Below are 24582 nucleotides of genomic sequence, written 5' to 3'. Positions count from 1 at the left end.
AACGGAATTGAAGTGAACTTCACTTCAGTTCTCATGAGCGTTTAAAGTCCATAAGACTCGACTCATCAGAGTCAAGAGCCCTCGCCTTCAAACGCCCACGCTTATCGGCTGTATCTTGTTAACGATCCAACTGCCAAAACAACACAGCACTTACTGTCTTGTCTTCTTGCTCCGCCGCGATCAGCAGAGCCTCGCATTATGACACAGATTTTGGCGGTCTGTCAAAAAACTTGAAAGTTTTTTGTGGCCGCTTCGTCTGAAGCGATCCGCTGAGCTGCTCCTTGAAACAAGGCGCTGTGTTCAGCGGAGCCTCCCAGTATACGTCAGATTTTTGGCCCGGGTCAACACTCGCAGGAAAAAATCTGTCCGCCCTCGATAATCGACCCAAGGCCGCCCCTAGGGCGGCCTGCACATGTCTCTCTATATAAGGGCTCACGGCAAGCAATGGCACTCATCACGCTGCAGGACGCACAACTGGCCTACGGGCACTGGCCACTGCTGGACCATGCAGACTTCTCTCTTGAGCCCAAGGAGCGCGTGGGCCTGATCGGCCGCAACGGCGCTGGAAAGTCGTCGCTGCTGCGCATCCTGGGTGGCCTGGAACGGCCCGATGATGGCGCGCTCCAGGTACAGGGCGGGGTGCGGGTGACCTATGTGCCCCAGGAACCGGCGCTGTCCGAGGAGGACACCGTATTCACCGCAGCCAGCGCCGGGCTCAAAGATGCCATCCTGGCCCGCGAGCAGTTCGAACGCGGCGGCGACGGGGCCGATCTGCACCAGCTGCAGGCGCGCATTGAAGCGCTGGATGCCTGGAACTGGGAAAGCCGGGTGTCGGAGACCCTGGACCGTCTGCACCTTGATCCGCAGCTTCGCATCGGCGCGCTCTCGGGCGGCAACCGCAAGCGCGTGGCGTTGGCGCAGGCACTGGTGAGCCGGCCCGACGTGCTCCTGCTGGACGAGCCCACCAACCACCTCGACCTCGACAGCATCACCTGGCTGGAAGACCTGCTGCTGGATTTCCCGGGCAGCGTGGTGGTCATCAGCCACGACCGGGCCTTTCTCGATCGCGTGACCACCCGCATCGTCGAACTCGACCGCGGCCGCCTGCTCAGTTTCCCGGGCAACTTTGCGCAGTACCAGGTGCTGAAGGAGTCACAGCTCGCGCAGGAGGCGGTGATCAGCGCCAAGGCGGACAAGCTGCTGGCCCAGGAAGAGGTCTGGATCCGCAAAGGCGTGGAGGCGCGCCGCACGCGCGCCCAGGGCCGCATCGTGCGCCTGGAACGGCTGCGCGAGCAGCGCGCCAGCCGCCGCGACGCCGTGGGCCGCGTCAAGCTGGAGATCGACAGCGGCTCGGCGAGCGGCAAGATCGTCTCTGAACTGCAGGGGGTGAGCAAATCGTTCGCCCTGCCCGACGGCGGCCACAAGACGGTCGTTCGGGACTTTTCAGCCACCATCCTGCGCGGCGACAAGATCGGCCTCATCGGCCCCAATGGCGCCGGCAAGACCACCCTGCTCAAACTCATCCTGGGCGAACTGGCGCCCGACAGCGGCAGCGTGCGCCAGGGCAGCCGCGTCCAGGTGGCCTATTTCGACCAGATGCGCGAGCAGGTGAACCTGGACGCCACGCTCGAGGACTTCATCAGCCCGGGCAGCGAATGGATCGAGATCGGTGAGAAGCGCACGCACGTGAAAAGCTACCTGAGCGACTTCCTGTTCTCACCGGCGCGCGCGAACGCACCGGTGCGGACCTTGTCGGGTGGCGAGCGCAACCGGCTGTTGCTGGCCCGCCTGTTCGCACGCCCGGCGAACGTGCTTGTGCTCGACGAGCCCACGAACGACCTTGATATCGACACGCTGGAGCTGCTCGAGGAGCTGCTGCAGCAATACGACGGCACCGTGTTCCTGGTCAGCCACGACCGCCGCTTTCTGGACAACGTGGTGACCAGCACGCTGGTGGCCGAGGGCGAAGGCCGCTGGCGCGAGTACGTGGGCGACGTGCAGGACTGGCTCACCCAGTCGGCCCGCGCGGCCGCGAGCGCCCCTGCGGCGCCCGTGGCCAAGTCCGCGGCTCGACCCGCCGCCCCCGCGCCGGCCGAGGCCGCGCCGTCCCGGCGCAAGCTGAGCTACAAGGAGCAGCGCGAGTGGGACGCGCTGCCCGGTCAGATCGCGGCGCTCGAGGCCGAGCAGGCCGCGCTGTCGGCCGAACTCGGCGATGGCAGCCTGTACGCCAGCCATCCGGCGCGCGCCGCCGAGATCGCCGAGCGCCTGGTGGCGGTGGAAGAGGCCTGGATGGCCGCGCTCGAACGCCAGGAAGCACTGGGCGTGCGCTGACGCCGCGGCTCAGGCCTCGGCCACGCGGCGCGAGAACACGCGCCAGAAGGCTGCGTCCTGGGCGGTGGCGAAGTTGATGCGCATCAGCGTGCTTGGCTGGCGCACGGCGTGGAACAGGCCGCCGGGCGCGATCAGGTAGCCATCGTCGATCAGCCGCTGCGCCAGCGCATCGGTGTCCACGCCGGTGTCGAGCCATCCGAACAGGCCCATGGGCTCGGCCACGAAGCGGCAGCCGGCCGCCATCGCCAGCTTGACGCTGCGCGCGCGGGCGCCGTCGAGCCGCGCGCGGATGCGCTCGGCGTGCCGGCGCAACTGCCCTTGTTCGATGCAATGGGCCAACGCCTTTTCGAGCAGGGCCGGCGTGGTCAGCGTGCTGAGCAGCTTGGTGTCGAGCAGCGGCTCCACCAGGCCAGGCGGCGCGGCCATGAAGCCGATGCGCCAGTTGGGCGCCAGGATCTTCGCAAAGCCGCTCACGTAGATCGTGCGCTGCAGGCCATCGAGCGCACACAGCCGCGTGGCGTGTTCGGGCGCGATGTGGCCGTAGGTATCGTCTTCGACGATGTGAAAGCCGAAGCGCTGCGCGAGCTGCAGCAGGCGGTGCGCGCTGCCGGGCGACAGGCTGTAGCCGGTCGGGTTGTGCAGCACGCTCACGCTCACAAACAGCTTGGGCCGGTGCGCCTCGGCCAGCCGCTCCATCACACCCAGGTCGGGGCCTTCGGGGCCGCGCGGCACGGGCAGCACGCGCATGCCGAGCGCGGTCAGGCGCGCGAACTCCACCGACCACCCCGGCTCTTCCACCAGCACCGGGTCGCCCGGGCGCAGCAGCGTGCGGCTCACGATGTCGAGCGCGTGCGTGGCGCCGACCGTGGTGATGATCTGCTCGGCGCCCGCATTCACGTTGATGGACGCGAGCTTTTGCGCCAGCACACGCCGCAGCCCGTGATCGCCCATGGGCTCACCGTAGTGCAAGGACGCGTCGTTGAGGGCCCGCGTGGCGACCACGCGGCGCACCGCGGCGGGCATGAACTCCGACTCCAGCCAATCGGGCGGGAAGGCGCCCATGCCGGGCTGGGGCTTGTCGCTCACGCGGTGGAACATGCCGCGGATCAGCGCCGTCGCATTGATCGGCCCCATGTTCTGCGGTGCGGCCGAGGGGCTGCGCGCATCGGTCCGCGGCGACACGGCCTCGCGCACGAAAAAGCCGCGCTGCTTGCGCGCCTGCACCAGGCCTTGCGCCAGCAGCAGGTCGTAGGCGGCCACCACGGTGGACGGGCTCACCCCATGCAGCCGCGCACATTCGCGCACCGAGGGCAGCCGCGCGCCAGGCGCCAGCAGCCGCTGCCGGATGCGTTCGGCGTAGCGCTCGGCCAGTTGTTCGGTGAGCGACTGTGTCGCGCTCTTCATGAGCATGGGAAGCCCTCGGCTGTATGGACGGCACGGGCAGTACAGATTCACATCTGAGCCGGTGAACTGTATTGCTTGTGTATTGATGGGCAAGGGTACATTGATCGCCCCGACACCGCCAGCCCCCATGTCCGCCACCGAACTGACCGCCCTGCTGCTCTTCTGCACCGCGATGAGCTTTTCGCCCGGGCCCAACACCACGCTGTCCACCGCGCTCGCGGCCAACTTCGGTCTGCGGCGCGCGCTGCGCTTCTGCCTGGCCGTGCCCACGGGCTGGACCCTGCTCATGCTCGTCACCGGCCTCGGCCTGGGCGCCCTCATCACCGGCGTGCCGCTGTTGCGCTGGGCGGTCAAGCTGGGGGGTGTCGCCTACATGCTGTGGCTGGCCTGGCAGCTGGCCCGGGCAGGCAGCCTGGCGCAGGCCGACCCGGCGCGGCTGCAGGTGGGCTTCTGGCAGGGGGTGGGCCTGCAGTTCCTCAACATCAAGGCCTGGATGCTCGCGCTCACGCTCAGCGCCGGCTGGGTGGTCAGCGCCGCCGGCGCGCCCGCGCCCAACCCGGGCGAGCGGCTGCTGCTGGTCTGCCTGGTGATGGTGCTGTTCGCCTTCTCGAGCAACTTCGCCTACGCGCTCATCGGCTCGCTGCTGCGTGCCTGGCTGGCGCAGGGCCGGCGGCTGTTGTGGTTCAACCGCGTGCTGGCCGCCGTGCTCGTGGCCACCGCGCTGTGGATGCTCACCGTATGAGGCGCGGCATGAAGGGTGGCCTGATGAGCGACGAGACGCGCGGCCTGCTGCTCGGCCTGCTGGGTGTGGCGGTGTTCGGCCTCACCCTGCCCATGACGCGCCTGGCCACCGGCAGCGCCGACGCGCCGCAGCTCTCGCCCTGGTTCGTGACCTGGGCGCGCGCGGCCATCGCGGGCCTGCTGTCCATCGCCTACCTCGGGCTCACGCGCTCGCCGTGGCCGCAGCGCGCGCACCGCGGTCCGCTGGCGCTCGCGGCGCTGGGCAACGTGCTGGGCTTTCCGCTGCTGCTGGGCTGGGCGCTGCGCCACGTCACGGCCAGCCATGCCGCGGTGTTCATCGCGCTGCTGCCGCTGGCCACCGCGGCCACGGCGGCCTGGCTCATGCACCAGCGCGCGCGCATCGGCTTCTGGCTGTTCGCGGGCCTGGGCAGCGCACTGGTGGTGGCGTTCAGCCTGCTGCGCGCCCACCAGATGGGTCACGGCTTCGGTTTCACCTGGGCCGACACCCTGCTCGTGGGCGCGGTGCTCGCGGCCGCGCTGGGCTACGTGGGCGGCACGCAGGTCACGCCGGCACTGGGCGCCGAGCGCGTGATCAGCTGGGTGTGCGCGCTCGCCCTGCCCATCACGTTGCCTGGCGCGCTGCTCACCTGGCCCACGCAGGCGGTGAGCGCCGGCGCCTGGATCGGCCTGGCTTACGTCGCGGTGTTCTCCATGTGGGCCGGCTTCTTCGCGTGGTTTCGCGGGCTCGCCCTGGGCGGGGCGCTGCGCGTGAGCCAGTTGCAGTTGATCCAGCCTTTCATCGCCATCGTGGTAGCGGTTCCCCTGCTGGGCGAATCGCTCGAAACCCTTACGCTCGTGTTCGCGCTGGCCGTGGTGGCCAGCGTGTTCCTCGGCCGCCGCTTCGGCGGCGCCCCTTCCGCCACCACGCCCCGTCCCACCGCCAAGGCCACGCCATGAACAAGCCCTCCTGGACCCTGTCGCGCCGCGCAGAGCGCATGAACCCTTCCGTGCTGCGCGAGATCCTCAAGGTCACCGAGCGCCCTGGCATCATCAGCTTCGCGGGCGGCCTGCCCTCGCCGCGGACCTTCCCGGTCAGCGCCTTCGCCGAGGCCTGCGCCGATGTGCTGGGCCGCGACGCCTCGGCCGCGCTGCAGTACGCGGCCAGCGAAGGCCATGTGCCGCTGCGCGAATGGGTGGCGCAGCAACTGCCCTGGAACGTCGACCCGTCGCAGGTGCTGATCACAACGGGCAGCCAGCAGGGCCTCGATCTCGTGGCCAAGGTGCTGATCGACAGCGGCAGCCGCGTGCTGGTGGAAACGCCGACCTACCTGGGCGCGCTGCAGGCCTTCTCGCCCATGGAGCCGGTGTTCAATGGCGTGGCCGGCGATGCCGAGGGCGTGGACCCCGACGACCTGCGCCGCCAGGCGCCGGGCGCGCGCTTCGTCTACCTGCTGCCCAACTTCCAGAACCCCACGGGCCGCACCATGAGCGAAGCGCGCCGCGCCGCGGTGGCCCAGGCCGCGCTCGACACCGGCCTGCCGATCGTGGAAGACAACCCCTATGGCGACCTGTGGTTCGACGCCCCGCCGCCCGCGCCGCTGACCGCGCGCAACCCCGAGGGCAGCATCTACCTGGGCTCGTTTTCCAAGGTGCTCGCACCCGGACTGCGCCTGGGCTTTCTGGTGGCGCCCAAGGCCATCTACCCCAAGCTGCTGCAGGCCAAGCAGGCGGCCGACCTGCACACGCCCGGGTTCAACCAGCGCCTGGTGAGCCGCGTGCTCGAGGGCGGCTTCCTCGAGCGCCACGTGCCCACGATCCGCGCGCTGTACCAGGCGCAATGCCGCCACATGCTGGCCGCGCTCGAGCGCGACATGGCCGGCATGGACGTGCGCTGGAACGCGCCGGTGGGCGGCATGTTCCTGTGGCTGCGCCTGCCCGAGGGCATGGACGCGACCGCGTTGCTGCCGCACGCGGTCGAGCGCGGCGTGGCCTTCGTGCCGGGCGCGCCCTTCTACACCGACCTGCCCGACGCGCGCACGCTGCGCCTGTCCTTCGTGACCGCGAGCACCGAGCAGATCGACCGCGGCATCGCCGCGCTCGCGCAGACCGTGCGCGAGCACCTGCCCAGCCCCGTGGCCGCCTGACCCCATGGGCCTGCACCTCTGGGGCCGCCTGAGCTCGATCAATGTGCGCAAGGTGGTGCTGTGCGCGCAGTGGCTGGGTCTGGCGCTGCCGCGCACCGACGCCGGCATGGCCCACGGCGTGGTCGACACGCCGGGCTACCGCGCGCTGAACCCCAACGGCCTCGTGCCGCTGCTGCAGGACGGCGACTTCGCGCTCTGGGAGAGCAACGCCATCGTGCGCCACCTGTGCGCGCGCGAAGGCCGCGGCTACCCGGCCGACCTGCGCCAGCGCGCCGACGCCGACCGCTGGATGGACTGGCAGCAGACCACGCTCAACCGCGCGGGCGGGCCGGCCTTCGTGCAATGGATACGCACCCCGGCCGAGCGGCGCGACCACGCCGCCATCGAGTCCTCGGTGCGCGCCACCGAGCCGCTGCTCGACTGGCTCGACGCCCACCTGGCGCAACGCGCCTTCATGGCCGGCACCGAGGCCACCATGGCCGACTTCCCCATCGTCTGCGAGCTGCACCGCTGGTTCGGCCTGCCGCAGCCGCGGCGCGCGCGGCCGCACCTCGACCGTTACTTCGAGCACTGGCTCGCGCAGCCCTGCAGCCGCGGTGTGCTCGACCTTCCCCTGCAATGAACCCGCCATGAAAACCCGCCCCTTCGCCCAGGTCGACGTCTTCACCGCCACGCCCTACCGCGGCAACCCGCTCGCGGTGGTGCTCGACGGCAGCGGCCTGAGCACCGAGCAGATGCAGCACTTCACGAACTGGACCAACCTGTCGGAGTGCACCTTCCTGCTGCCGCCCACGCAGGCCGGCGCCGACTACCGCGTGCGCATCTTCTGCCCCGGCCGCGAGCTGCCGTTCGCCGGCCACCCCACGCTGGGCACGGCCCACACCTGGCTCGCCGCGGGTGGCCGGCCCGCGGGCGAACACCTGGTGCAGGAATGCGGCGTGGGCCTGGTGAAGATCCGCCGCGACGGCGCGCGCCTGGCCTTCGCCGCGCCGCCGCTGCGCCGCTCGGGCCCGCTCGACGAGGCCGACGTGGCGCTGATCGCGCGCGGCCTGGGCGTGGCCCGTGGCGACATCGTGGCGCACAGCTGGTGCGACAACGGCCCGGGCTGGCGCGGCGTGATGCTGCGCAGCGCCGAACAGGTGCTTGCGCTCCAGCCCGACGCCGCGGTGCTCGCGGGCCTGGACGTCGGCGTGGTCGGCCCGCGCGGCAAGGTCGGCGTGGTCGGGGCCAGCGACGGCGAAGGCATCGCCTTCGAGGTGCGCGCCTTCTTCCCCGGCAACAACGGCCTCACCGAAGACCCGGTGACCGGCAGCCTGAACGCCGCGCTCGCGCAGTGGCTGATCGGCGCGGGCATGGCGCCCGAGCGGTACGTGGCCTCGCAAGGCACGGCGCTGCAGCGCGCGGGCCGGGTGCACGTGGACCGCACGGCCGACGGCACCGTGTGGATCGGCGGCGAAACCGTCACCTGCATCGAAGGCACGGTGCGCTTGTGACCGCGGCCTTCGACCACCTCGTGGTCGGTGCGGCCACGCTCGACGAAGCCGTGGCCTGGTGCGAACGCACGCTGCGGCGCACGCCCGACCCTGGCGGCGCACACCCGCTGTTCGGCACCCACAACCGGCTGCTGCGGCTCGACGGCTGCGAACGCGCCTACCTCGAGCTGATCGCGGTCAACCCGGCGGCCCGACCCACGCGCGCCGCCCCGCTCAAGCGCTGGTTCGACCTCGACCAGCCCGCCATGGCCCGGCGCCTGGCGGCCCACGGTCCGCAGGCCATCCACTGGGTCGCGCGCGTGGCCGACATCGAAGCCGCGCGGCGCACCTGGCTCGCACTCGGCATCGACCCGGGCCCGGTGCTCACCGCCTCGCGCGAAACGCCGCGCGGCCTGCTGCAATGGCGCATCACCGTGCGCGACGACGGCGCGCGCCTGTTCGACGGCGTGCTGCCCACGCTGATCCAGTGGGGCGGGCTGCACCCCACGAGCACCCTGCCGCCGTGCGGTCTGCAACTGCAGGGGCTGTCGCTTGCACACACCGAAGCCACCACCGTGCGGGCCGCGCTCGACGCCATCGGCCTGCACACGGTGGCGGTGCGCCACGGCGCACCCGCCATCGGTGCGCAGCTTCACGCCGCCGACCTGCCCGCCCTCACTTTGCACACGCCGCCATGAGCCCTGTCCTGCCCAGCCTCACCGACATCGAAGACGCCGCCGCCGTCGTCTACCGCGCCTTCGGCGCCACGCCCCAGTACCGCTGGGCCACGCTGAGCGCGCGGCTGGGCACCGAGTGCTGGCTCAAGCACGAGAACCACACGCCCGTGGGTGCGTTCAAGATCCGCGGCGGCCTCACCTACTTCCACGCGCTGGCCCGGCGCGGCGCGCTGCCCCGGGCGGTGATCAGCGCCACGCGCGGCAACCACGGCCAGAGCGTGGCCTGGGCCGCGCGCGCGCACGGCGTGCCCTGCACCATCGTCGTGCCGCACGGCAACTCGGTCGAGAAAAACGCGGCCATGCGCAGCCTGGGCGCTCGGCTGGTCGAGCACGGCGACGAGTTCCAGACCGCGCGCGAGCACGCGGTCGAGCTCGCGGCGCAACAGGGCGCTCACATGGTGCCCAGCTTCCACGCCGACCTGCTCAGTGGCGTGGCCACGGCCTGGTGGGAATTCCTGCGCGCCGCGCCGCACCTCGAGGTGCTCTACGTACCGATCGGCCTGGGCTCGGGCGTGTGTTCGGCCATCGCGGCCAAGCGCGCGCTGGGCCACGCGGTGCGCATCGTGGGCGTGGTGAGCGCCCACGCCACCACCTACGCCGACTCGCTCGCGGCCGGCCGCGTGGTGGAGGCGGCGGTGAGCACCGAACTCGCCGACGGCATGGCCTGCCGGGTGGCCGACGCCCAGGCCCTGGCGGTCATGGCCGAGGGCCTGGACCACCTGGTGCACGTGAGCGACGCCGAGGTGGCGCAGGCCATGCGCATGCTGTTCGCCGACACGCACAACGTGGCCGAAGGCGCGGGCGCCGCGGGCTTCGCGGCGGTCTGGAAGGAGCGCGCGCAGCTGCGCGGCCGGGTGGTGGGCACCACGCTCAGCGGCGGCAACGTCGACAGCGCGCGCCTGGCGCAGGTGCTTGCGCCCGCGGCCACGCCGCTGGCGGCCGAGGCCACCGCCTGACCGGACTCAGGCCGCGGCCGGCTTGATCAGGCGCGCCACGATCTCGCAGAACTGGTCGACCGCGTCGGTCTTGAACACCACCTCGCGCACGCCCGCGGCCTTGGCCTGGGCCTGCAGTTCGTCGGTGATGTAGCCCGAGGCCACGGCCACGGGCAGCGTGGGGTCGGCCTCGAGCGCCTGGCGCGCCACGTCCAGGCCCGACAGGCCGGGCATGTTGTAGTCGGTGAGCAGCAGCGCGAAATGGCCCGGGCGTTCGCGCACCAGCGCGAGCGCTTCTTCCTGCAGACCCACCGCGGTCACGCGGTAGCCGCGGCGCTCGAGCAGGCGGCGCACCAGAAACACGAGCGTGTCGTCGTCGTCGAGGTACAGGACGTGCGGGGCCTGACCATCGTCGGCCAGCGGTCGGGGCGGGGCAGGGTTTTCCACGCGGGTCATTGTGACGGGTTTGGGAGCGGGTGCGGCCAAGGCCGGAGCGACGGGGGGAAACAGCAGCGTGACGGTGGTGCCGGCGTCCACACTGCTGCGCAGCGCGATGTGGCCGCCATGGGCCTCCACGATACCCATCACCACCGGCAGGCCCAGGCCCGTGCCCTGGCCCACCGGCTTGGTGGTGAAGAAGGGTTCGAACACCCGGCGCAGCACGGTCTCGTCCATGCCGCAGCCTTCGTCGATGACGCGCAGGCGCAGCGCGGGCTGGTCCACCGCGCGGCAGGCCTGGGCCAGCTCGGGCGGCAGCTCGGGGGCGTCGGCGGCGACGGTGTCGAGCACGAAACTCACACGGCCGCTGCGGGTCTGCATGGCATGCAGCGCGTTCGTGCCGAGGTTCACCAGCACCTGCTGCAGCTGCGTGGCGTCGCCCTCGATGTCGGGCACCGGGTCGGCCAGCGACTGCACCAGCTGCACCCGCGGCGGCAGCGCCGCGCGCAGCAGGGCGCACGACTCGCTCACCATCGCGGCCAGCTGCAGGCGTTCGCGCGCCAGGGGCTGCTGGCGGCTGAAGGCCAGGATCTGCCGCACCAGCTCGCGCCCGCGCCGCGCCGCGGTGCCGATCTCGGCCAGGCTCTCGTGCGCGCGCGCCGCCGGTGGCAGGTCTTCGCGCGCGATGTCGGCATTGCCCAGGATGGCCGCGAGGATGTTGTTGAAATCGTGCGCCACGCCGCCGGCCAGCGTGCCCAGCGCCTGCATCTTCTGCGACTGCGCCAGCCGCGCCTGCAGCGCCTTCTGTTCGGACTGCGCGGCCTTCATGGCCGTGATGTCGATGAAGGTCAGCACCACGCTGCGCAGGCCGCCGTGCGCATCGCTTTCGGGATAGCCGCTGCACAGCGCCCAGCGCGGCGGCTGGCCGGCCTCGCCGGGCAGGCCCACGATCACGTCGCGCACCGGCTGGCCCGTGACCAGCACGCGCTCGAAAGGCATGTCGTGGCGGCGCAGCGGCTGGCCGTCTTCACCGAGCAGTTTCCAGTCCACGCGCACCGGCTCGGGCAGCAGGCTGCTGCCACCGGTGACGGACCAGCCCAGCAGGCGGCGCGCCGCGGTGTTCACGCGCCACAGCGTCTGGTCGGGGTGGAACACCATCACGCCGGCGTCGAGGTTGTCCACCAGGCGGCGCAGGTCGGCCTCGCGCTGGCGCTGCTCCGCGCGCGCGGTGTCGGCGTCGTCGCGCAGGCGCAGCGTGACCAGGCCGTAGTAGGCGAGCGAATTGAAGAGGAAAACGAAGAAGAAGCAGAACAGCATCAGGCCGACGACCTGCTGCGGCTGCAGCTTCAGCGCCTGCGCCAGCACCAGCGAGGCCACCATGAGACTGGCCTGCGCGCGCAGCGCCCAGCGCACGGCCCGCCACTCCATGGGCAGGGGCCGCGGCGCGTGGCGGCGCACGTCGCGCATGATCAGTCCCACCAGCGTGAGGTTGGTCGCCGCCCACAGCAGGTGGCGCGCACCCAGGCTGTCGAACCCGACGATGAAGTACACGTAGAGCGGGGCCTCTGCGGCGATCACCAGGGCCATGGTCTGCAGAAGCCGCCGCGTCGGCAGGCCCAGGTGCGCGCGCAGGCCGGTCCACAGCAGCGTGAACGCGCTGGTGAACAGCAGGTTGGTCAGCGGTAGCGCGACCCAGGTGGGCAGCCAGGGGCGCACCGCGACCGACAGCAGCGCGAGCAGGTGCACGCCGCAGGCCAGCGACCACCAGCCCGAGCCGGCCATGTGCCGCACGCGCCGGTGCTGCAGCAGGAAGGCCAGCGCCACCACGATGTCCACACCGATCCACAAGGCCAGCAGCGTTTGCAGGTCGTACCACATGTCGTTGTCTTGGCGGGGATCAGAGAGGGCCGTTCAGCGGCCCTTCGGGGGACACCGTTGGACCTATTTCAACACGGGCCCACCCGCCCTGGCGGGCGGAAAAGCGGGGCCAAAAGCATGCATTCCTGCGCCGCGCGTGATCCCGGCGTGATGGGCTTTCGCGCAGGTGACAGCGCGGCGGCAAGCAGTCGCTGCGGGGACAAAACCCGCCACCGGCCAGCGCCGAGAATCGTGCGCATGGGAATGCTTTACCTCGTTCGGCACGGCCAGGCCTCGTTCGGCGCCGACGACTACGACCAGCTCAGCGAGCTCGGCCAGCGCCAGTCGGTGCGGCTGGGCCGCTACTGGGCCGAGCGCGGCCTGCGCTTCGACGCGGTGATCACCGGCTCGCTCAAGCGCCATGCGCAGACCTTCGCGGGCATCGCCGAAGGCGCTGGTCTGGATCTGCAGCCCCTGGTGTGGCCTGGCCTCAATGAATACGACAGCGAGGCCGTGATCCGCGCCATCCACCCGCAGCCGCTGGCGCGCCCCGACACCCCCGAGCTGTACCGGCACCACTTCCGGCTGCTGCGCGACGGCCTCACGCAGTGGATGGCGGGCACGGTGAGCCCGCGCGGCATGCCGAGCTACGACGACTTCGTCAAAGGCGTCACCGGCGCGCTCGACCACGTGCGCCAGCAGCACGCGGGGCAGAACGTGCTGATCGTGTCCAGCGGCGGGCCGATCTCGACCGCCGTGGGCCATGTGCTCGGCCTGAGCCCCGAGGCCACGATCGAGCTCAACCTGCGCATCCGCAACAGCGCGGTGAGCGAGTTCCAGTTCAATCCCAAGCGGCACAGCCTGCTCACCTACAACACGCTGCCGCACCTCGACCACCCCGAGCACCGGGACTGGATCACCTACGCCTGAAGCGTCTCGGGCGGCAGCTGGTGGATCTCGGCGAGCAGCCGGGCCAGCGCGCGGCCGGCCGCGTCGAGCAGGGCCTGGCCGTTGTCAACGGTGGCGGCGGCCGCATTGCCCACCGCGCCCGCGGGATTGAGGTCCTGCGTCTGCCAGGCAAAGCGCGCGCTGCGGCCGTTGCCCAGCAGCGGGTAGGCCGCGGCGCGGTCTTCGCTGGTGGAGCGGAAGTGCTGCGCGAGCGCCATGCGCACGCGCTCGGGGCGCAGCGCCAGCATCAGGCCCGTCTCCACCTCACCGCCGTGGATGCCGAAGCGGTGTTCGTGCGCCGAAAAGCGCGCGTTCACGTCCTCGCCCCGGGCGTCGAGCAGGGGCCACTGGAACCAGCTGGTGCTGAAGGCCATGAGGCCGCGGCGCGCGCGCAGCTCGCGCGCCACCGGGTCGAGCAGGCCCACCTGGCCGCCATGGGTGTTGAAGAGCACGAAGCGCTTCACGCCCGCATCGGCCACGCAGTCGCCGAGCTCGGTCCACACGCGGATCAGGGTGTCGGCCTTGAGCGTGAGCGTGCCCGCGAACGCGGTGTGCTCGGGCGAGAAACCCACCACCTGCGGCGGCAGGAACAGCACGGGCAGCTCGGGGGCCAGGTGCGGCAGCGCCGCCGCGATCACGCCCTGCGCGATGTCGGCGTCCACCGACAGCGGCAGGTGCGGGCCGTGCTGCTCGATCGCGGCCACGGGCAGCACGGCGATCGTGCGCTCGCGGTCGAGGGCGCTGAAATCGGCGGTGGTGAGGTCGCTCCAGAAACGCGACGGCAGGGCTTGCGGCATCGCGCGATCTTACGGCGCTCAATGCCCTTCGTAGAGCCAGCGGCGCGACCAGGGCAGCTCGCCGGCCACGCGGCCCGAGGGCCGGCACAGCACCTGGAACAGCGCGATCTGGTCGTGCTCGAAGGCCCAGGCGCAGCCGGCCAGGTAGACGCGCCAGATGCGCCAGGTCTTTTCGTCGACCATGGCGCGCAGCCGCTCGGCGCGGGCCTCGAAGCGCTCGCTCCACAGCGTGCAGGTGCGCGCGTAGTGGCGCCGCAGGTTCTCGATGTCGAAGGCCTCGAGCCCGCCCTCCTGCAGCGTGCTCAGCACGGTGCCGATGTGGGGCAGCTCGCCCTGCGGGAACACGTAGCGGTCGATGAAGCTGCCGCCGCCCTGGGCGGTTTCGCCGTCGTCGGGGTCGGTGCTGGTGATGCCGTGGTTCATGGCCCAGCCCTCGGGCCGCAGCAGCTTGCGGATCTGCGCGAAGTACGGCACCAGGTGGTTCAGGCCCACGTGCTCGAACATGCCCACGCTGGTGATGCGGTCGAAGGGCGCATCGCTCACGTCGCGGTAGTCCTGCAGTCGGATCTCGATGCGGTCCTGCAGCCCGGCCCGCTTCACGCGCTCGGTCGCGAGCTCGTGCTGGTTCTTGGACAAGGTGATGCCCACGCAGCGCGCGCCGAAGTGCTGCGCCGCGCGCAGCACCAGCGCGCCCCAGCCGCAGCCGATGTCGAGCAGGCGCTGGCCGGGCTGCAGCCGGATCTTGCGCAGGATGTGGTCGATCTTGGCGAGCTGCGCCTGATCGAGCGACTCGTTGCCCTCTTCGAAGTAGGCGCACGAATACACCATGTTCTCGTCGAGCCACTCGCGGTAGAAGGCGTTGGACACGTCGTAGTGGTACTGGATGGCCTGGGCATCGCTCTCGCGCGTGTGCGAGAAGCTGCGCTTGATGCGCCCGATCAGGCCGTTTTCGGGCTGGGCGTGTTCGGCCAGCGCGTGCGCGATCTCGAGCACGTCGGGCAGCGAGCCCTCGACGTCGATCAGGCCCTCCACGTAGGCCCGGCCCAGCGTGTCCAGGTTGGGGTCGATGAGCAGGGGCAGGCCGCTCGCGTCCTTCACGCGGATGGTCACGGCCGGCTGCTCGAAGTGCCCCAGGTCCAGCGGCGTTCCGCCGTCGCGCCAGTACAGGCGCACCGGCAGGTTGACCTTGTCCTGCATGCGACGCGCCCAGGGCATCAGCGCCATTTCCACGATCGCTCCCATGTGGTATCCCCCCAGATGGTGATGACGGTGTTGAGCCAGAAGAGCGGTTGTACCGAAAAAGCGCTGGCCGCGTGAAGCCCCCGGGGCGGACGGGGCACCCCCGCGCGGAACTCGGGCGCCCATGGCCCCTCATACCCCCGGCGGCCCGCGCGGGCCGACAATCGCTGCGCCATGAACCTGTCCCTGCTGGCCGCCCGCGCGCGGCAAACCCTGTGCCTGCTCTCGGTGGCCCTGCTGGCGCCGCTGGCTTCGTTCGCCCCGCTGGCCGCGGCCCAGACCGGCCTGCCCGGCGGTGTGACCAACGGCGTGTTCCAGTCGGCCCAGACGCGCGCCGAGCTCGTCGCGCACGCTCCCGACGGCGTGCGCCCTGGCCAGACGCTGTGGGTCGGCCTGCGCCTGGACCACGCGCCCGAGTGGCACACCTACTGGAAAAACGCGGGCGATTCCGGCCTGCCCACCGAACTGCGCTGGACCCTGCCCGAGGGCGTGAGCGCGGGCGAGATCGCCTGGCCGACGCCGCGCAAATTCCCCATCGGCACCCTGGCGAACTACGGCTACGACGGCAGCGTGGTGCTGCCCGTGCCGCTTCAGGTGAGCGACAACTTCCGCGGCAGCGCCCTGCCCGTCAAGCTCGATGCGGCCTGGCTGGTCTGCCGCAAGGAATGCATTCCCGAAGAGGCCAGCTTCACGCTGAACCTGCCGGCCAACGGCTCCACCGCGGGCCACGCCGCGCTGTTCGAGGCCATGCGCGCCGCGCAGCCGCGCGCGATCCCCGCGGGCGCAAGCCAGCTCCAGCCCGAAGACGGCTTTCTGCGCGTGGCCCTCGACGGCCTGCCCGCCGACTGGCGCCAGCGCCCGCTGGAGTTCTTCCCCGAACTCACGGGCGTGATCGAGCCCGGCGCGGCCTGGACCCAGGCCTGGGACGGCGCGCGCTGGACCGCGCGCATCCCGCTCTCGCCGCACCGCTTCGAGGCGCCCACTCAGATGGCCCTGGTGGTGGCGCCGGCCAACCCGCCCGGCCAGGGCGCAGGCGCCGCGGGCGTGCGGCTCGAGGTGCCGGTGCAAGGCGCCTGGCCCGCGGCCGCGCCGCTGCCGGCCGCCGTGCCCGACGCGCTGCAGGCCGCCCTCGACGCCAACGCGGCGCGCAACGCACCGCCCGCGGTGGCGCCTGCCTCGTCGATCGGCTTTGGCGCGGCGCTGCTCGGCGCGCTCATCGGCGGCCTGATCCTGAACCTCATGCCTTGCGTGTTCCCGGTGCTGGCGATCAAGGTGGTGGCCTTCGCGCGCCACGCCGACGACCGCCGCGCGCACCGCGCGGCCGGCCTGGCCTACACCGCGGGCGTGCTGCTGTCCTTCCTGGCCCTGGGCGCCTTGCTGCTCGGCCTGCGCGCCGCGGGCGAGCAACTGGGCTGGGGCTTCCAGCTCCAGAGCCCGGCCGTGGTGGCCGCGCTCGCGGTGCTGTTCACCGTGATCGGCCTCAACCTCGCGGGCCTGTTCGAGTTCGGCAACCTGCTGCCCTCGCGCGTGGCCGGCCTGCAGGCGCGCCACCCCACGGCCGACGCCTTCCTCACCGGGGTGCTTGCCACCGCCGTGGCCTCGCCCTGCACCGCGCCCTTCATGGGCGCCTCGCTGGGCCTGGCCATCGCTCTGCCGCCCGCGCAGGCGCTGGCGATCTTCGCGGTGCTGGGCCTGGGCATGGCCCTGCCCTACCTGCTCGCGAGCTGGGTGCCCGCGGTGGCGCAGCGGCTGCCGCGCCCCGGCCCGTGGATGCAAGGGTTCAAGCAGTTCATGGCGTTCCCGATGTTCGCCACCGTGGTGTGGCTGCTCTGGGTGCTGGGCCAGCAAAGCGGCATCGACGGCGCGGCCGCGCTGCTCATGCTGCTGGTGGGGCTCGCGCTCGCCATCTGGGCCTGGGGCCTGGGCGGCAAGGGCCGCGCGGTGCTCGGCAGCCTCTCGCTGCTGGTCCTGCTCGCCCTGGGCGTGGCCATTGGCCCGCAGGTGGTGAAGCTGCAGGACGCACCCACCGCGAGCACCTCCGCGCCCACGGGTGTGCAGGGCGTGGCCTGGGAGCCCTGGAGCCCGCAGCGCCAGGCCGAGCTCAGCGCGCAGGGCCGCACCGTGTTCGTCGATTTCACCGCCGCCTGGTGCGTGACCTGCCAGTACAACAAGCGCACCACCCTGGCCGATGCGCGCGTGCTCGGCGACGTGGCCGAACGCCAGGTGGCGCTGTTGCGCGCCGACTGGACGCGCCGCGACCCCGCCGTGACCCAGGCGCTCGCCGCGCTCGGCCGCAACGGCGTGCCGGTGTACGCCGTGCACCGGCCAGGACAGCCCGTGAAGGTGCTGTCCGAGGTGCTCAGCGTGGACGAGGTGCGCGCCGCGCTCGCCGGGCGCTGAGGCCCCGTTTTTCAACCACCGTCCAGGAGATCCCGCCATGAAACGCCGTCCCCTGCTCGCCCTCGGCGCCCTGTCGCCGCTCACGTCCTTCCTGCCCGCGGCGCACGCGGCCGCGGTGGGCCAGAGCGCGCCCGACTTCAGCCTGCCCGACACCGGGGGCAAGACCGTGCGCCTGTCGGACTTCCGCGGCAAGCACGTGGTGCTCGAATGGACCAACCCGGGTTGCCCCTTCGTGCGCAAGCACTACCAGGGCAACATGCAGGCGCTGCAGAAAGAGGCCGCGGCCCGCGGCGTGGTGTGGCTGGCCATCAACTCCACCGAGGACGCGAGCGCCGACTACCTGAGCCCGCCGCAGCTCGCGCGCTGGATGGGCGAGAAGCAGGCCGCGCCCACCGCCACGCTGATGGACGAAGAAGGCACGGTGGCGCGCGCCTACGCCGCGCGCGTGACGCCGCACCTGTACATCGTCGATCCGCAGGGCCGCCTCGCCTACGCGGGCGGCATCGACAGCATCGCCTCGGCGCGGGTGGAAGACATCGCCCAGGCCACGCCCTACATCCGCCAGGCCTTGAACGAGATCGCGGCCGGCAAGCCGATCTCGGTGACCACCAGCCGCCCCTACGGCTGCTCGCTCAAGCTCAAGGGCGGCGCGGCCTGAGCCGCGCCCGGCGCACGCCGGGGGGCGCATGGATAATCGTCCGGCCGATACTCCCCGGTGCCCCAGGCGCCCGCGCGACCCATGTCCTTTGCCCCCCTGAAGAACGACAGCTTCCTGCGCGCCTGCCTGCGCCAGGCCACCGACCACACGCCCGTGTGGCTCATGCGTCAGGCCGGCCGCTACCTGCCCGAATACCGCGCCACGCGCGCCAAGGCCGGCAGCTTCATGGGGCTGGCCACCAACGTCGACTACGCGACCGAGGTCACGCTGCAGCCGCTCGATCGCTACCCGCTCGACGCCGCCATCCTGTTCTCCGACATTCTCACCGTGCCCGACGCCATGGGCCTGGGCCTGTCGTTCGCACTCGGCGAGGGCCCGAAGTTCGAGAAGACCGTGCGCACCGAGGCCGACGTGGCCGCGCTGGCCGCGCCCGACCTCGAGAAGCTGCGCTACGTGTTCGACGCCGTCACCTCGATCCGCAAGGCCCTGAACGGCCGGGTGCCCCTGATCGGCTTCTCGGGCAGCCCCTGGACCCTGGCCTGCTACATGGTGGAAGGCGGCGGCTCGGACGACTACCGCCACGTGAAGTCGCTGATGTACGCGCGTCCGGACCTGATGCACCGCATCCTCGCGGTCAACGCCGACGCGGTGGCGGCCTACCTCAACGCGCAGATCGAGGCCGGCGCGCAGGCCGTGATGGTGTTCGACAGCTGGGGCGGCGTGCTCGCCGACGGCGCGTTCCAGGCCTTCAGCCTCGCCTACACCGCGCGCGTGCTCTCGCAACTGAAGCGCGAACACGCGGGCGCGCGCATCCCGCGCATCGTGTTCACCAAGGGCGGCGGGCTCTGGCTCGACGAGATGAAGCCGCTCGACTGCGACGTGCTGGGCCTGGACTGGACCATCTCGCTGGCCCGCGCGCGCGCCCTGGTGGGCGAAGGCCCGAACGCCAAGGCCCTGCAGGGCAACATCGACCCCAACGTGCTGTTCGCCCCGCCCGCGGCGATCGAGGCCGAGGTGGTCAAGGTGCTCGAGAGCTTCGGCCGACCGCACACGGGCCCGGGCACCGGCCCCACGCACGTGTTCAACCTGGGCCACGGCATCAGCCAGCACACCCCGCCCGAGCACGTCACCGCGCTGGTCGAGGCGGTGCATGCGCATTCGCGGCGCCTGCGCCAGCCGGCCTAGTGGTCTGAGGGCTGCGCGCTGCGGAATCCGCAGCGCGATGGACGGCCGGCCCCTGTCACACGGTCGTCACTCATGCGGCCATAGCACAAAAACCGGCGGAAAACGCACTTGACAAGCGCCAGTTATGCACAAAATTTGTGCTGCGGTGCGCCATCCCTCCCGGGCCGCGACCAGGCCCAGCTTCTCCCCTGAACAGTTGCGCAAGTGCTTGATTCATATAGGCTTTGTGGATTGCCTGTTTTCTGAGCAAATTAAGCAAGGCCTTGATTTTCAAGGGCCGGGGGAACAGGAAAGCCAACTATCAACAAAGTTATCCACAGAAGCTCTGGATATGTCCGTCAGCCCTTTGACATCAAGCACTTAGCGCCGATTTCGCCGACGAACGTGAGGAACTTCGCATAAACATGTACCACTGGCCCGCCGTCGTCGTGGCCACCCCGGCGCACAGCGGGGTGGGCGACCTGCTGAGTTACCGCAGCGGCGCGGCGCTGGCGGCCGGCACGCTGGTGCGCGTGCCCCTGGGCGCGCGCGAGGTGCTGGGCATCGTGTGGCGCTGTGACGACGCACCGCCCGAAGGCCTGGCGCCCGGCCAGGCGCGCGACGTGGCCCAGGTGCTCGACGCCCTGCCGCCGCTGGACGCCGGCTGGCGCGAACTGGTGGCCTTTGCCGCGCGCTACTACCAGCGCGGCCTGGGCGAGGTGGCGCTGGCCGCGCTGCCGCCGCCGCTGCGCGATCTCACGCCCGAGCAACTGGCGCGCCGGCTCAAGCGGCCGGCCAAGGCCGCCGCGGCCGAGATCGCTCCCGACCACGAACGCGCCCTCAGCCCCGAGCAGGCCGGGGCCCTGGCCGCCATCGACGGCGCGACCGCCCCGGTGCTGCTGTTCGGCACCACCGGCAGCGGCAAGACCGAGGTCTACCTGCAGGCCTGCGCGCACGCCCTGGCCAGCGAGACCACGGCCCAGGTGCTGGTGCTGGTGCCCGAGATCAACCTCACCCCGCAACTCGAAGAGCGCTTTCGCGCGCGCTTCGCCACGGTGCACGGCCACGACGCGGTGGTGAGCCTGCACAGCGGCATGACGCCGCCCCAGCGCCTGGCGGCCTGGATCGCGGCCCACACCGGGCGTGCACGCATCGTGCTGGGCACGCGTCTTGCGGTGTTCGCCAGCCTGCCGGGTCTGCGGCTCATCGTGGTCGACGAGGAACACGACCCGAGCTACAAGAGCCAGGACGGCGCGCGCTACTCGGCGCGCGACCTCGCCATCTACCGCGCCAGGGTCGCCGGCGCGCGCGTGGTGCTGGGCTCGGCCACGCCCTCGCTGGAGAGCTGGCACGCGAGCGAGCAGGGCCGCTACCGGCGACTGGACATGCCCTCGCGCATCGGCGGCGGCGCGCTGCCGCGCCTGCGCCTGGTCGACATGAACCACCAGCCCAAGGGCGCACTGATCGCTCCGCCCCTGCTCGCGGCCATGGCCGAGCGCGTGGCGCGCGGCGAGCAGTGCCTGGTGCTGATCAACCGCCGCGGCTACGCGCCGGTGCTCGCCTGCCACGCCTGCGGCTGGAAAAGCGGCTGCCCGCACTGCAGCGCCTACCGCGTGTTCCACAAGCTCGACCGCACGCTGCGCTGCCACCACTGCGGCTTCACGCAGCGCGTGCCGCGCGCCTGCCCCGACTGCGGCAACCTCGACATCGAGCCCATCGGCCGCGGCACCGAGCAGGTGGAAGAACAGCTCGCGCGCCTGCTCGCCGAGGCGCGCCGCCCCGATGGCGGGCCCGCGCGCGTGGCGCGCATGGACGCCGACACCACCAAGGCCAAAGGCAGCCTCGAAGCCCAGCTCGCGGCGCTGCACGCCGGCGAGGTCGACGTGCTCGTGGGCACGCAGATGATCGCCAAGGGCCACGATTTCCGCCGCATCACGCTGGTGGCCGCGATCAACGCCGACGCCTCGCTGTTCGCCAGCGACCACCGCGCGCCCGAGCGCCTGTTCGCGCTGCTGCTGCAGGCCGCGGGCCGTGCCGGCCGCGACGCGGCCCACAGCGCGGCGAGCGAGCTCTGGGTTCAGACCTGGCACCCCGAACACAAGCTGTTCGCGCACCTGCGCGCGCACGACCACCCGGGCTTTGCCAAGGCCGAACTCGCCGACCGCCAGGCCGCGGCCATGCCGCCGTTCGCGCACCAGGCGCTGCTGCGCGCCGACGCGCGCACCCAGGAGGCCGCGCAGGGTTTCCTCAAGGCCGCGTCGCGCGCGGCACAAGCGCTGCCCCAGCGCGAAGCGGTGACGCTCTACCCCGCGGTGCCGCTGACCATCCAGCGCGTGGCCAACGTGGAGCGCGCGCAGCTGCTGGTGGAAAGCGATTCGCGCGCGGCGCTGCAGCGCTTCCTCACCGCGTGGCAGCCGCTGCTGCTGCAGGCGCGCAGCGCGCCCGAGGCGCGCGGCCTGATCCGCTACGCGGTGGACGTGGACCCGCTGAGCGTCTGAGCGGACGCGGGCGGCACCACGTGCGCGCACAGCGCCTCGACGGTGTGCACCACGTCGTGGATCTTGAAGGGCTGCAACAGCAGGCGGCGAATCTTGAGCGCCTTCAGGCGCTGCACCGTGGTCGCATCGGTCGCCACGGCCATCACCGCCACGGGCGCGTCGGGCGCGCTCGAGAAACCGCCGGCGCGCAGGCGCGCGATCAGGTCGATCGCGGCATCCGCCTCGGACAGCGACAGCAGCAGCAGGTCCATCGCCTGCGCCTGCAGCATCTGCACCCCCACCGACAAGCTGGCCGCCTGGTGCACCTGCGCGAGTTCGAGCTCGCGGCAGACGCCGGCCACGGTGTTGCGCACCAGGTTGTCGGGCTCCACCAACAGCAGCTGCGGCGGCATCACCTGCAGACTCACCCCGTTCATGCAACGTCCTCCGGCCGCACGAACGCCCGGGGCCGACGGTCTTCGCCGGCAGGCTCAGGCGCAACGATCATGTTCTCTCCCTGGCGGTGGTGGATCCACCCGAATGTCTTTCCATCGACAGTTACATGTTACAACTTAAGCCTTTCGTGACGGCACCGACCACCGCCGGTAGGCCAAAAGCAGAAACCCCGCGGGCCGGGGCCACGCGGGGTTTCCAAAAGCCGGAGCCGGTCGGCGCTCAGGCGAGGTCGAAGCGGTCCAGGTTCATGACCTTGGTCCAGGCGGCCACGAAGTCCTGCACGAACTTGTCCTGGCCGTCGGCGCTGGCGTACACCTCGGCGAGCGCGCGCAGCACCGAGTTCGAGCCGAACACCAGGTCGACGCGGGTGCCGGTCCACTTCACCGCGCCGCTCTGGCGGTCGCGGCCTTCGAAGAGCTCGCCGGCCGGCTTCCACTCGGTGCTCATGTCGAGCAGGTTCACGAAGAAGTCGTTCGTGAGCCGGCCCGGCTGGGCGGTGAACACGCCGTGGCGGCCACCGTCGAAGTTGGCGCCCAGCACGCGCAGGCCGCCCACGAGCGCGGTCATCTCGGGCGCGGTCAGCGTGAGCAGCTGCGCCTTGTCGACCAGCAGGTGCTCGGCCGGGATCGCCGACTTCGCCTTCTGGTAGTTGCGGAAGCCGTCGGCGAAGGGCTCGAGGTACTGGAACGACTCGACGTCGGTCTGATCGGCCGTGGCATCGACGCGGCCCGGGGCGAAGGGCACCTCGACCGTGCGGCCCGCGGCCTTGGCCGCCAGTTCGATGCCCACACCGCCCGCAAGCACGATCACGTCGGCCAGCGAGAGCTTGCCGCTGGCCTTCTGGATCACTTCGAGCTTGGGCAGCACCTTGGCGGCGATCTGGTTCACGGCCCAGTCCTTCTGCGGCGCGAGGCGGATGCGCGCGCCGTTGGCGCCGCCGCGTTTGTCACCACCGCGGAAGGTCGAGGCCGAGGCCCAGGCCGTGGCCACGAGCTCGGCCACGGGGATGCCGGCGGCCGCGATCTTCGCTTTCGCGTCGGCGATGTCGGCCGCGGTGGGCCGGTGCACCGGCGCGGGCAGCGGGTCTTGCCAGATCAGGTCTTCCTTCGGCACCTCGGGGCCCAGGTAGCGCGATTTCGGGCCCAGGTCGCGGTGGGTCAGCTTGAACCACGCGCGGGCATAGGCGTCGGCGAAGGCCTGCGGGTCGTTGAGGAACTTGCGCGAGATCTTCTCGTAGGCCGGGTCGAAGCGCAGCGACAGGTCGGTCGTGAGCATCGTGGGCTTGCGCTTGGGCGAGTCGGGCGTGGGGCCGGGGATGATGGCCTCGGCGTCTTTCGCTTCCCACTGGATGGCGCCCGCGGGCGAGCGGGTCTGCACCCATTCGTACTTGAACAGGAACTGGAAGAAGTCGTTGCTCCAGCGCGCCGGCGTGCTGGTCCAGGTGACTTCCAGGCCCGAGGTGATGGTGTCCTTGCCCTTGCCGGAGCCGTAGGTGCTGGTCCAGCCGAAGCCCTGCGCTTCGAGCGTGGCGGCCTCGGGGTCGGCGCCCACGTGGCTGGCCGGGCCGGCGCCGTGGGTCTTGCCCAGGGTGTGGCCGCCCGCGATCAACGCCACGGTTTCCTCGTCGTCCATCGCCATGCGCTTGAAGGTCTCGCGGATGTCGTGCGCCGCCGCGAGCGGATCGCCGTTGGCGTCGGGGCCTTCGGGGTTCACGTAGATCAGGCCCATCTGCACGGCGCCCAGCGGGTTTTCGAGCGTGCGCTCGCCCGGCTTGCTGTCGCTGTAGCGGCTGTTGGGCGTGTTGCTGCCGGCCAGCCAGGTGGTTTCCTTGCCCCAGTACACGTCCTGGTCGGGTTCCCACACGTCTTCGCGGCCGCCCGCGAAACCGAAGGTGCGAAAGCCCGCGTTTTCCAGCGCCACGTTGCCGGCGAGGATCATGAGGTCGGCCCAGGAGATCTTCTGGCCGTATTTCTGCTTGATCGGCCACAGCAGGCGGCGCGCCTTGTCCAGGCTCACGTTGTCGGGCCACGAGTTCAGCGGGGCGAAGCGCTGCTGGCCCCGGCCCGCGCCGCCGCGACCGTCGCCCACGCGGTAGGTGCCGGCGCTGTGCCAGGCCATGCGGATCATCAGGCCCGCGTAGTTGCCGAAGTCGGCAGGCCACCAGTCCTGCGAATCGGTCATGAGTTTGTTCAGGTCGGCCTTGAGCGCCGCGTAGTCGAGCGACTGGAAGGCCTCACGGTAGTTGAAGGCCTTGCCCAGGGGGTTGGACTTTTCGGAGTGCTGGCTCAGCAGATCGAGGCGCAACTGGTTGGGCCACCAGTCCTTGTTCTGCGTGCCGCTGCCGGCGGCGCCGTGGAAAGGGCATTTGGCTTCTGACATGGGGT

The 24582-nt window shown here is 71.2% G+C and carries 20 protein-coding genes; 13 read left to right on the top strand and 7 right to left on the bottom strand.

All coding sequences use genetic code 11. The features are described 5' to 3' along the window. The first annotated feature begins 444 nt into the window (after positions 1–444). Positions 445–2331 carry a ribosomal protection-like ABC-F family protein gene (gene abc-f / locus G9Q37_RS19000; RefSeq protein WP_166229745.1) on the top strand — a complete coding sequence of 629 codons (1887 nt, stop codon included), beginning with the start codon at positions 445–447 and terminating at the stop codon, positions 2329–2331. Positions 2332–2340: 9 nt separating this feature from the next. On the opposite strand, the gene G9Q37_RS18995 is transcribed toward abc-f, so the two are convergent. Beyond that, entirely contained in the window at positions 2341–3741 is a 1401-nt protein-coding gene (locus tag G9Q37_RS18995) for an aminotransferase-like domain-containing protein (RefSeq protein ID WP_166229743.1), read from the bottom strand. Positions 3742–3862: 121 nt separating this feature from the next. Here G9Q37_RS18995 and G9Q37_RS18990 point away from each other — a divergent pair, with 121 nt between their 5' ends. Genes G9Q37_RS18990 through G9Q37_RS18960 form a run of 7 tightly spaced genes read left to right on the top strand, consistent with a single transcriptional unit; the run spans position 3863 to position 9785 of the window. Then, positions 3863–4477 carry a LysE family translocator gene (locus tag G9Q37_RS18990; protein WP_166229741.1) on the top strand — a complete coding sequence of 205 codons (615 nt, stop codon included), beginning with the start codon at positions 3863–3865 and terminating at the stop codon, positions 4475–4477. 8 nt (positions 4478–4485) lie between these two features. Then, positions 4486–5433 (top strand): DMT family transporter, encoded by a 948-nt coding sequence (locus tag G9Q37_RS18985; RefSeq protein WP_166229739.1) that lies wholly within the window; start codon positions 4486–4488, stop codon positions 5431–5433. After that, on the top strand, positions 5430–6620 hold the full coding sequence (locus G9Q37_RS18980; protein ID WP_166229737.1) for an aminotransferase-like domain-containing protein: 1191 nt from the start codon (positions 5430–5432) through the stop codon (positions 6618–6620). The genes G9Q37_RS18985 and G9Q37_RS18980 overlap by 4 nt, the downstream gene beginning before the upstream one ends. Before the next feature lie 4 nt (positions 6621–6624). Then, positions 6625–7242 carry a glutathione S-transferase family protein gene (locus G9Q37_RS18975; protein ID WP_166229735.1) on the top strand — a complete coding sequence of 206 codons (618 nt, stop codon included), beginning with the start codon at positions 6625–6627 and terminating at the stop codon, positions 7240–7242. Positions 7243–7249: 7 nt separating this feature from the next. After that, on the top strand, positions 7250–8113 hold the full coding sequence (locus tag G9Q37_RS18970) for a PhzF family phenazine biosynthesis protein (RefSeq protein ID WP_166229733.1): 864 nt from the start codon (positions 7250–7252) through the stop codon (positions 8111–8113). Further along, complete coding sequence (locus G9Q37_RS18965) at positions 8110–8790, top strand: VOC family protein (protein ID WP_166229731.1); 681 nt, start codon at positions 8110–8112, stop codon at positions 8788–8790. Before G9Q37_RS18970 ends, G9Q37_RS18965 begins: the two co-directional genes overlap by 4 nt. Beyond that, positions 8787–9785, top strand: coding sequence for a threonine dehydratase (locus tag G9Q37_RS18960; protein WP_166229729.1), 999 nt, complete (start codon positions 8787–8789; stop codon positions 9783–9785). The genes G9Q37_RS18965 and G9Q37_RS18960 overlap by 4 nt, the downstream gene beginning before the upstream one ends. Positions 9786–9791: 6 nt before the next feature. On the opposite strand, the gene G9Q37_RS18955 is transcribed toward G9Q37_RS18960, so the two are convergent. Beyond that, positions 9792–12080, bottom strand: a complete 2289-nt coding sequence (locus G9Q37_RS18955) for a hybrid sensor histidine kinase/response regulator (RefSeq protein ID WP_166229727.1) — start codon at positions 12078–12080, stop codon at positions 9792–9794. Positions 12081–12317: 237 nt separating this feature from the next. On the opposite strand from G9Q37_RS18955, the gene G9Q37_RS18950 reads away from it, so the two are divergent. After that, positions 12318–12989 (top strand): histidine phosphatase family protein, encoded by a 672-nt coding sequence (locus G9Q37_RS18950; protein ID WP_166229725.1) that lies wholly within the window; start codon positions 12318–12320, stop codon positions 12987–12989. Here G9Q37_RS18950 and G9Q37_RS18945 read toward each other — a convergent pair. Further along, positions 12980–13804, bottom strand: coding sequence for a creatininase family protein (locus G9Q37_RS18945; protein WP_166229723.1), 825 nt, complete (start codon positions 13802–13804; stop codon positions 12980–12982). The two genes, G9Q37_RS18950 and G9Q37_RS18945, sit on opposite strands and share 10 nt — an antisense overlap. Before the next feature lie 18 nt (positions 13805–13822). Next, complete coding sequence (locus tag G9Q37_RS18940; protein ID WP_205710677.1) at positions 13823–15046, bottom strand: SAM-dependent methyltransferase; 1224 nt, start codon at positions 15044–15046, stop codon at positions 13823–13825. A 171-nt stretch (positions 15047–15217) separates the two neighbouring features. On the opposite strand from G9Q37_RS18940, the gene G9Q37_RS18935 reads away from it, so the two are divergent. The 3 genes from G9Q37_RS18935 (at position 15218) to hemE (ending at position 19286) form a co-directional block, all read left to right on the top strand. Next, positions 15218–17443: a protein-disulfide reductase DsbD family protein gene (locus G9Q37_RS18935; RefSeq protein WP_166229720.1), complete on the top strand. Its 2226-nt coding sequence runs from the start codon at positions 15218–15220 to the stop codon at positions 17441–17443. Positions 17444–17480: 37 nt separating this feature from the next. Next, positions 17481–18101, top strand: a complete 621-nt coding sequence (locus G9Q37_RS18930) for a thioredoxin family protein (protein ID WP_166229716.1) — start codon at positions 17481–17483, stop codon at positions 18099–18101. 81 nt (positions 18102–18182) lie between these two features. Further along, the gene (gene hemE, locus G9Q37_RS18925; protein ID WP_166229714.1) at positions 18183–19286 is read left to right on the top strand and encodes a uroporphyrinogen decarboxylase; all 1104 of its coding nucleotides are present in this window, start codon (positions 18183–18185) and stop codon (positions 19284–19286) included. A 70-nt stretch (positions 19287–19356) separates the two neighbouring features. Here the strand turns inward: hemE and G9Q37_RS18920 are convergent, their stop codons facing one another. Continuing rightward, a complete protein-coding gene (locus G9Q37_RS18920; protein ID WP_166229712.1) occupies positions 19357–19560 on the bottom strand; it encodes a hypothetical protein in 204 nt (67 codons plus the stop codon). Positions 19561–19690: 130 nt separating this feature from the next. On the opposite strand from G9Q37_RS18920, the gene priA reads away from it, so the two are divergent. Continuing rightward, positions 19691–21763: a replication restart helicase PriA gene (gene priA / locus G9Q37_RS18915; protein ID WP_166229710.1), complete on the top strand. Its 2073-nt coding sequence runs from the start codon at positions 19691–19693 to the stop codon at positions 21761–21763. Here the strand turns inward: priA and G9Q37_RS18910 are convergent. Together G9Q37_RS18910 and katG are read right to left on the bottom strand one after the other, a co-directional pair. Beyond that, positions 21730–22179, bottom strand: a complete 450-nt coding sequence (locus tag G9Q37_RS18910; protein ID WP_166229708.1) for a DNA-binding transcriptional response regulator — start codon at positions 22177–22179, stop codon at positions 21730–21732. The two genes, priA and G9Q37_RS18910, sit on opposite strands and share 34 nt — an antisense overlap. Before the next feature lie 238 nt (positions 22180–22417). Continuing rightward, complete coding sequence (gene katG / locus G9Q37_RS18905) at positions 22418–24577, bottom strand: catalase/peroxidase HPI (protein ID WP_166229706.1); 2160 nt, start codon at positions 24575–24577, stop codon at positions 22418–22420. Positions 24578–24582: the final 5 nt, after the last annotated feature.

Source organism: Hydrogenophaga crocea (assembly GCF_011388215.1).
Lineage (GTDB): Bacteria > Pseudomonadota > Gammaproteobacteria > Burkholderiales > Burkholderiaceae_C > Hydrogenophaga > Hydrogenophaga crocea.
Note: the sequence above shows the minus strand (reverse complement) of the source record. Positions and strands in the feature narration are given on the sequence as shown.

Coding starts and splice junctions, on each gene's coding strand:
- G9Q37_RS18945 (WP_166229723.1), bottom strand. CDS start 13,804: ATGCCGCAAGCCCTGCCGTCGCGTTTCTGGAGCGACCTCACCACCGCC.
- G9Q37_RS18970 (WP_166229733.1), top strand. CDS start 7,250: ATGAAAACCCGCCCCTTCGCCCAGGTCGACGTCTTCACCGCCACGCCC.
- G9Q37_RS18930 (WP_166229716.1), top strand. CDS start 17,481: ATGAAACGCCGTCCCCTGCTCGCCCTCGGCGCCCTGTCGCCGCTCACG.
- G9Q37_RS18950 (WP_166229725.1), top strand. CDS start 12,318: ATGGGAATGCTTTACCTCGTTCGGCACGGCCAGGCCTCGTTCGGCGCC.
- G9Q37_RS18980 (WP_166229737.1), top strand. CDS start 5,430: ATGAACAAGCCCTCCTGGACCCTGTCGCGCCGCGCAGAGCGCATGAAC.
- priA (WP_166229710.1), top strand. CDS start 19,691: ATGTACCACTGGCCCGCCGTCGTCGTGGCCACCCCGGCGCACAGCGGG.
- G9Q37_RS18940 (WP_205710677.1), bottom strand. CDS start 15,046: ATGGGAGCGATCGTGGAAATGGCGCTGATGCCCTGGGCGCGTCGCATG.
- hemE (WP_166229714.1), top strand. CDS start 18,183: ATGTCCTTTGCCCCCCTGAAGAACGACAGCTTCCTGCGCGCCTGCCTG.
- G9Q37_RS18975 (WP_166229735.1), top strand. CDS start 6,625: ATGGGCCTGCACCTCTGGGGCCGCCTGAGCTCGATCAATGTGCGCAAG.
- G9Q37_RS18960 (WP_166229729.1), top strand. CDS start 8,787: ATGAGCCCTGTCCTGCCCAGCCTCACCGACATCGAAGACGCCGCCGCC.
- G9Q37_RS18995 (WP_166229743.1), bottom strand. CDS start 3,741: ATGCTCATGAAGAGCGCGACACAGTCGCTCACCGAACAACTGGCCGAG.
- katG (WP_166229706.1), bottom strand. CDS start 24,577: ATGTCAGAAGCCAAATGCCCTTTCCACGGCGCCGCCGGCAGCGGCACG.
- G9Q37_RS18990 (WP_166229741.1), top strand. CDS start 3,863: ATGTCCGCCACCGAACTGACCGCCCTGCTGCTCTTCTGCACCGCGATG.
- abc-f (WP_166229745.1), top strand. CDS start 445: ATGGCACTCATCACGCTGCAGGACGCACAACTGGCCTACGGGCACTGG.
- G9Q37_RS18935 (WP_166229720.1), top strand. CDS start 15,218: ATGAACCTGTCCCTGCTGGCCGCCCGCGCGCGGCAAACCCTGTGCCTG.
- G9Q37_RS18910 (WP_166229708.1), bottom strand. CDS start 22,179: ATGAACGGGGTGAGTCTGCAGGTGATGCCGCCGCAGCTGCTGTTGGTG.
- G9Q37_RS18955 (WP_166229727.1), bottom strand. CDS start 12,080: ATGTGGTACGACCTGCAAACGCTGCTGGCCTTGTGGATCGGTGTGGAC.
- G9Q37_RS18985 (WP_166229739.1), top strand. CDS start 4,486: ATGAAGGGTGGCCTGATGAGCGACGAGACGCGCGGCCTGCTGCTCGGC.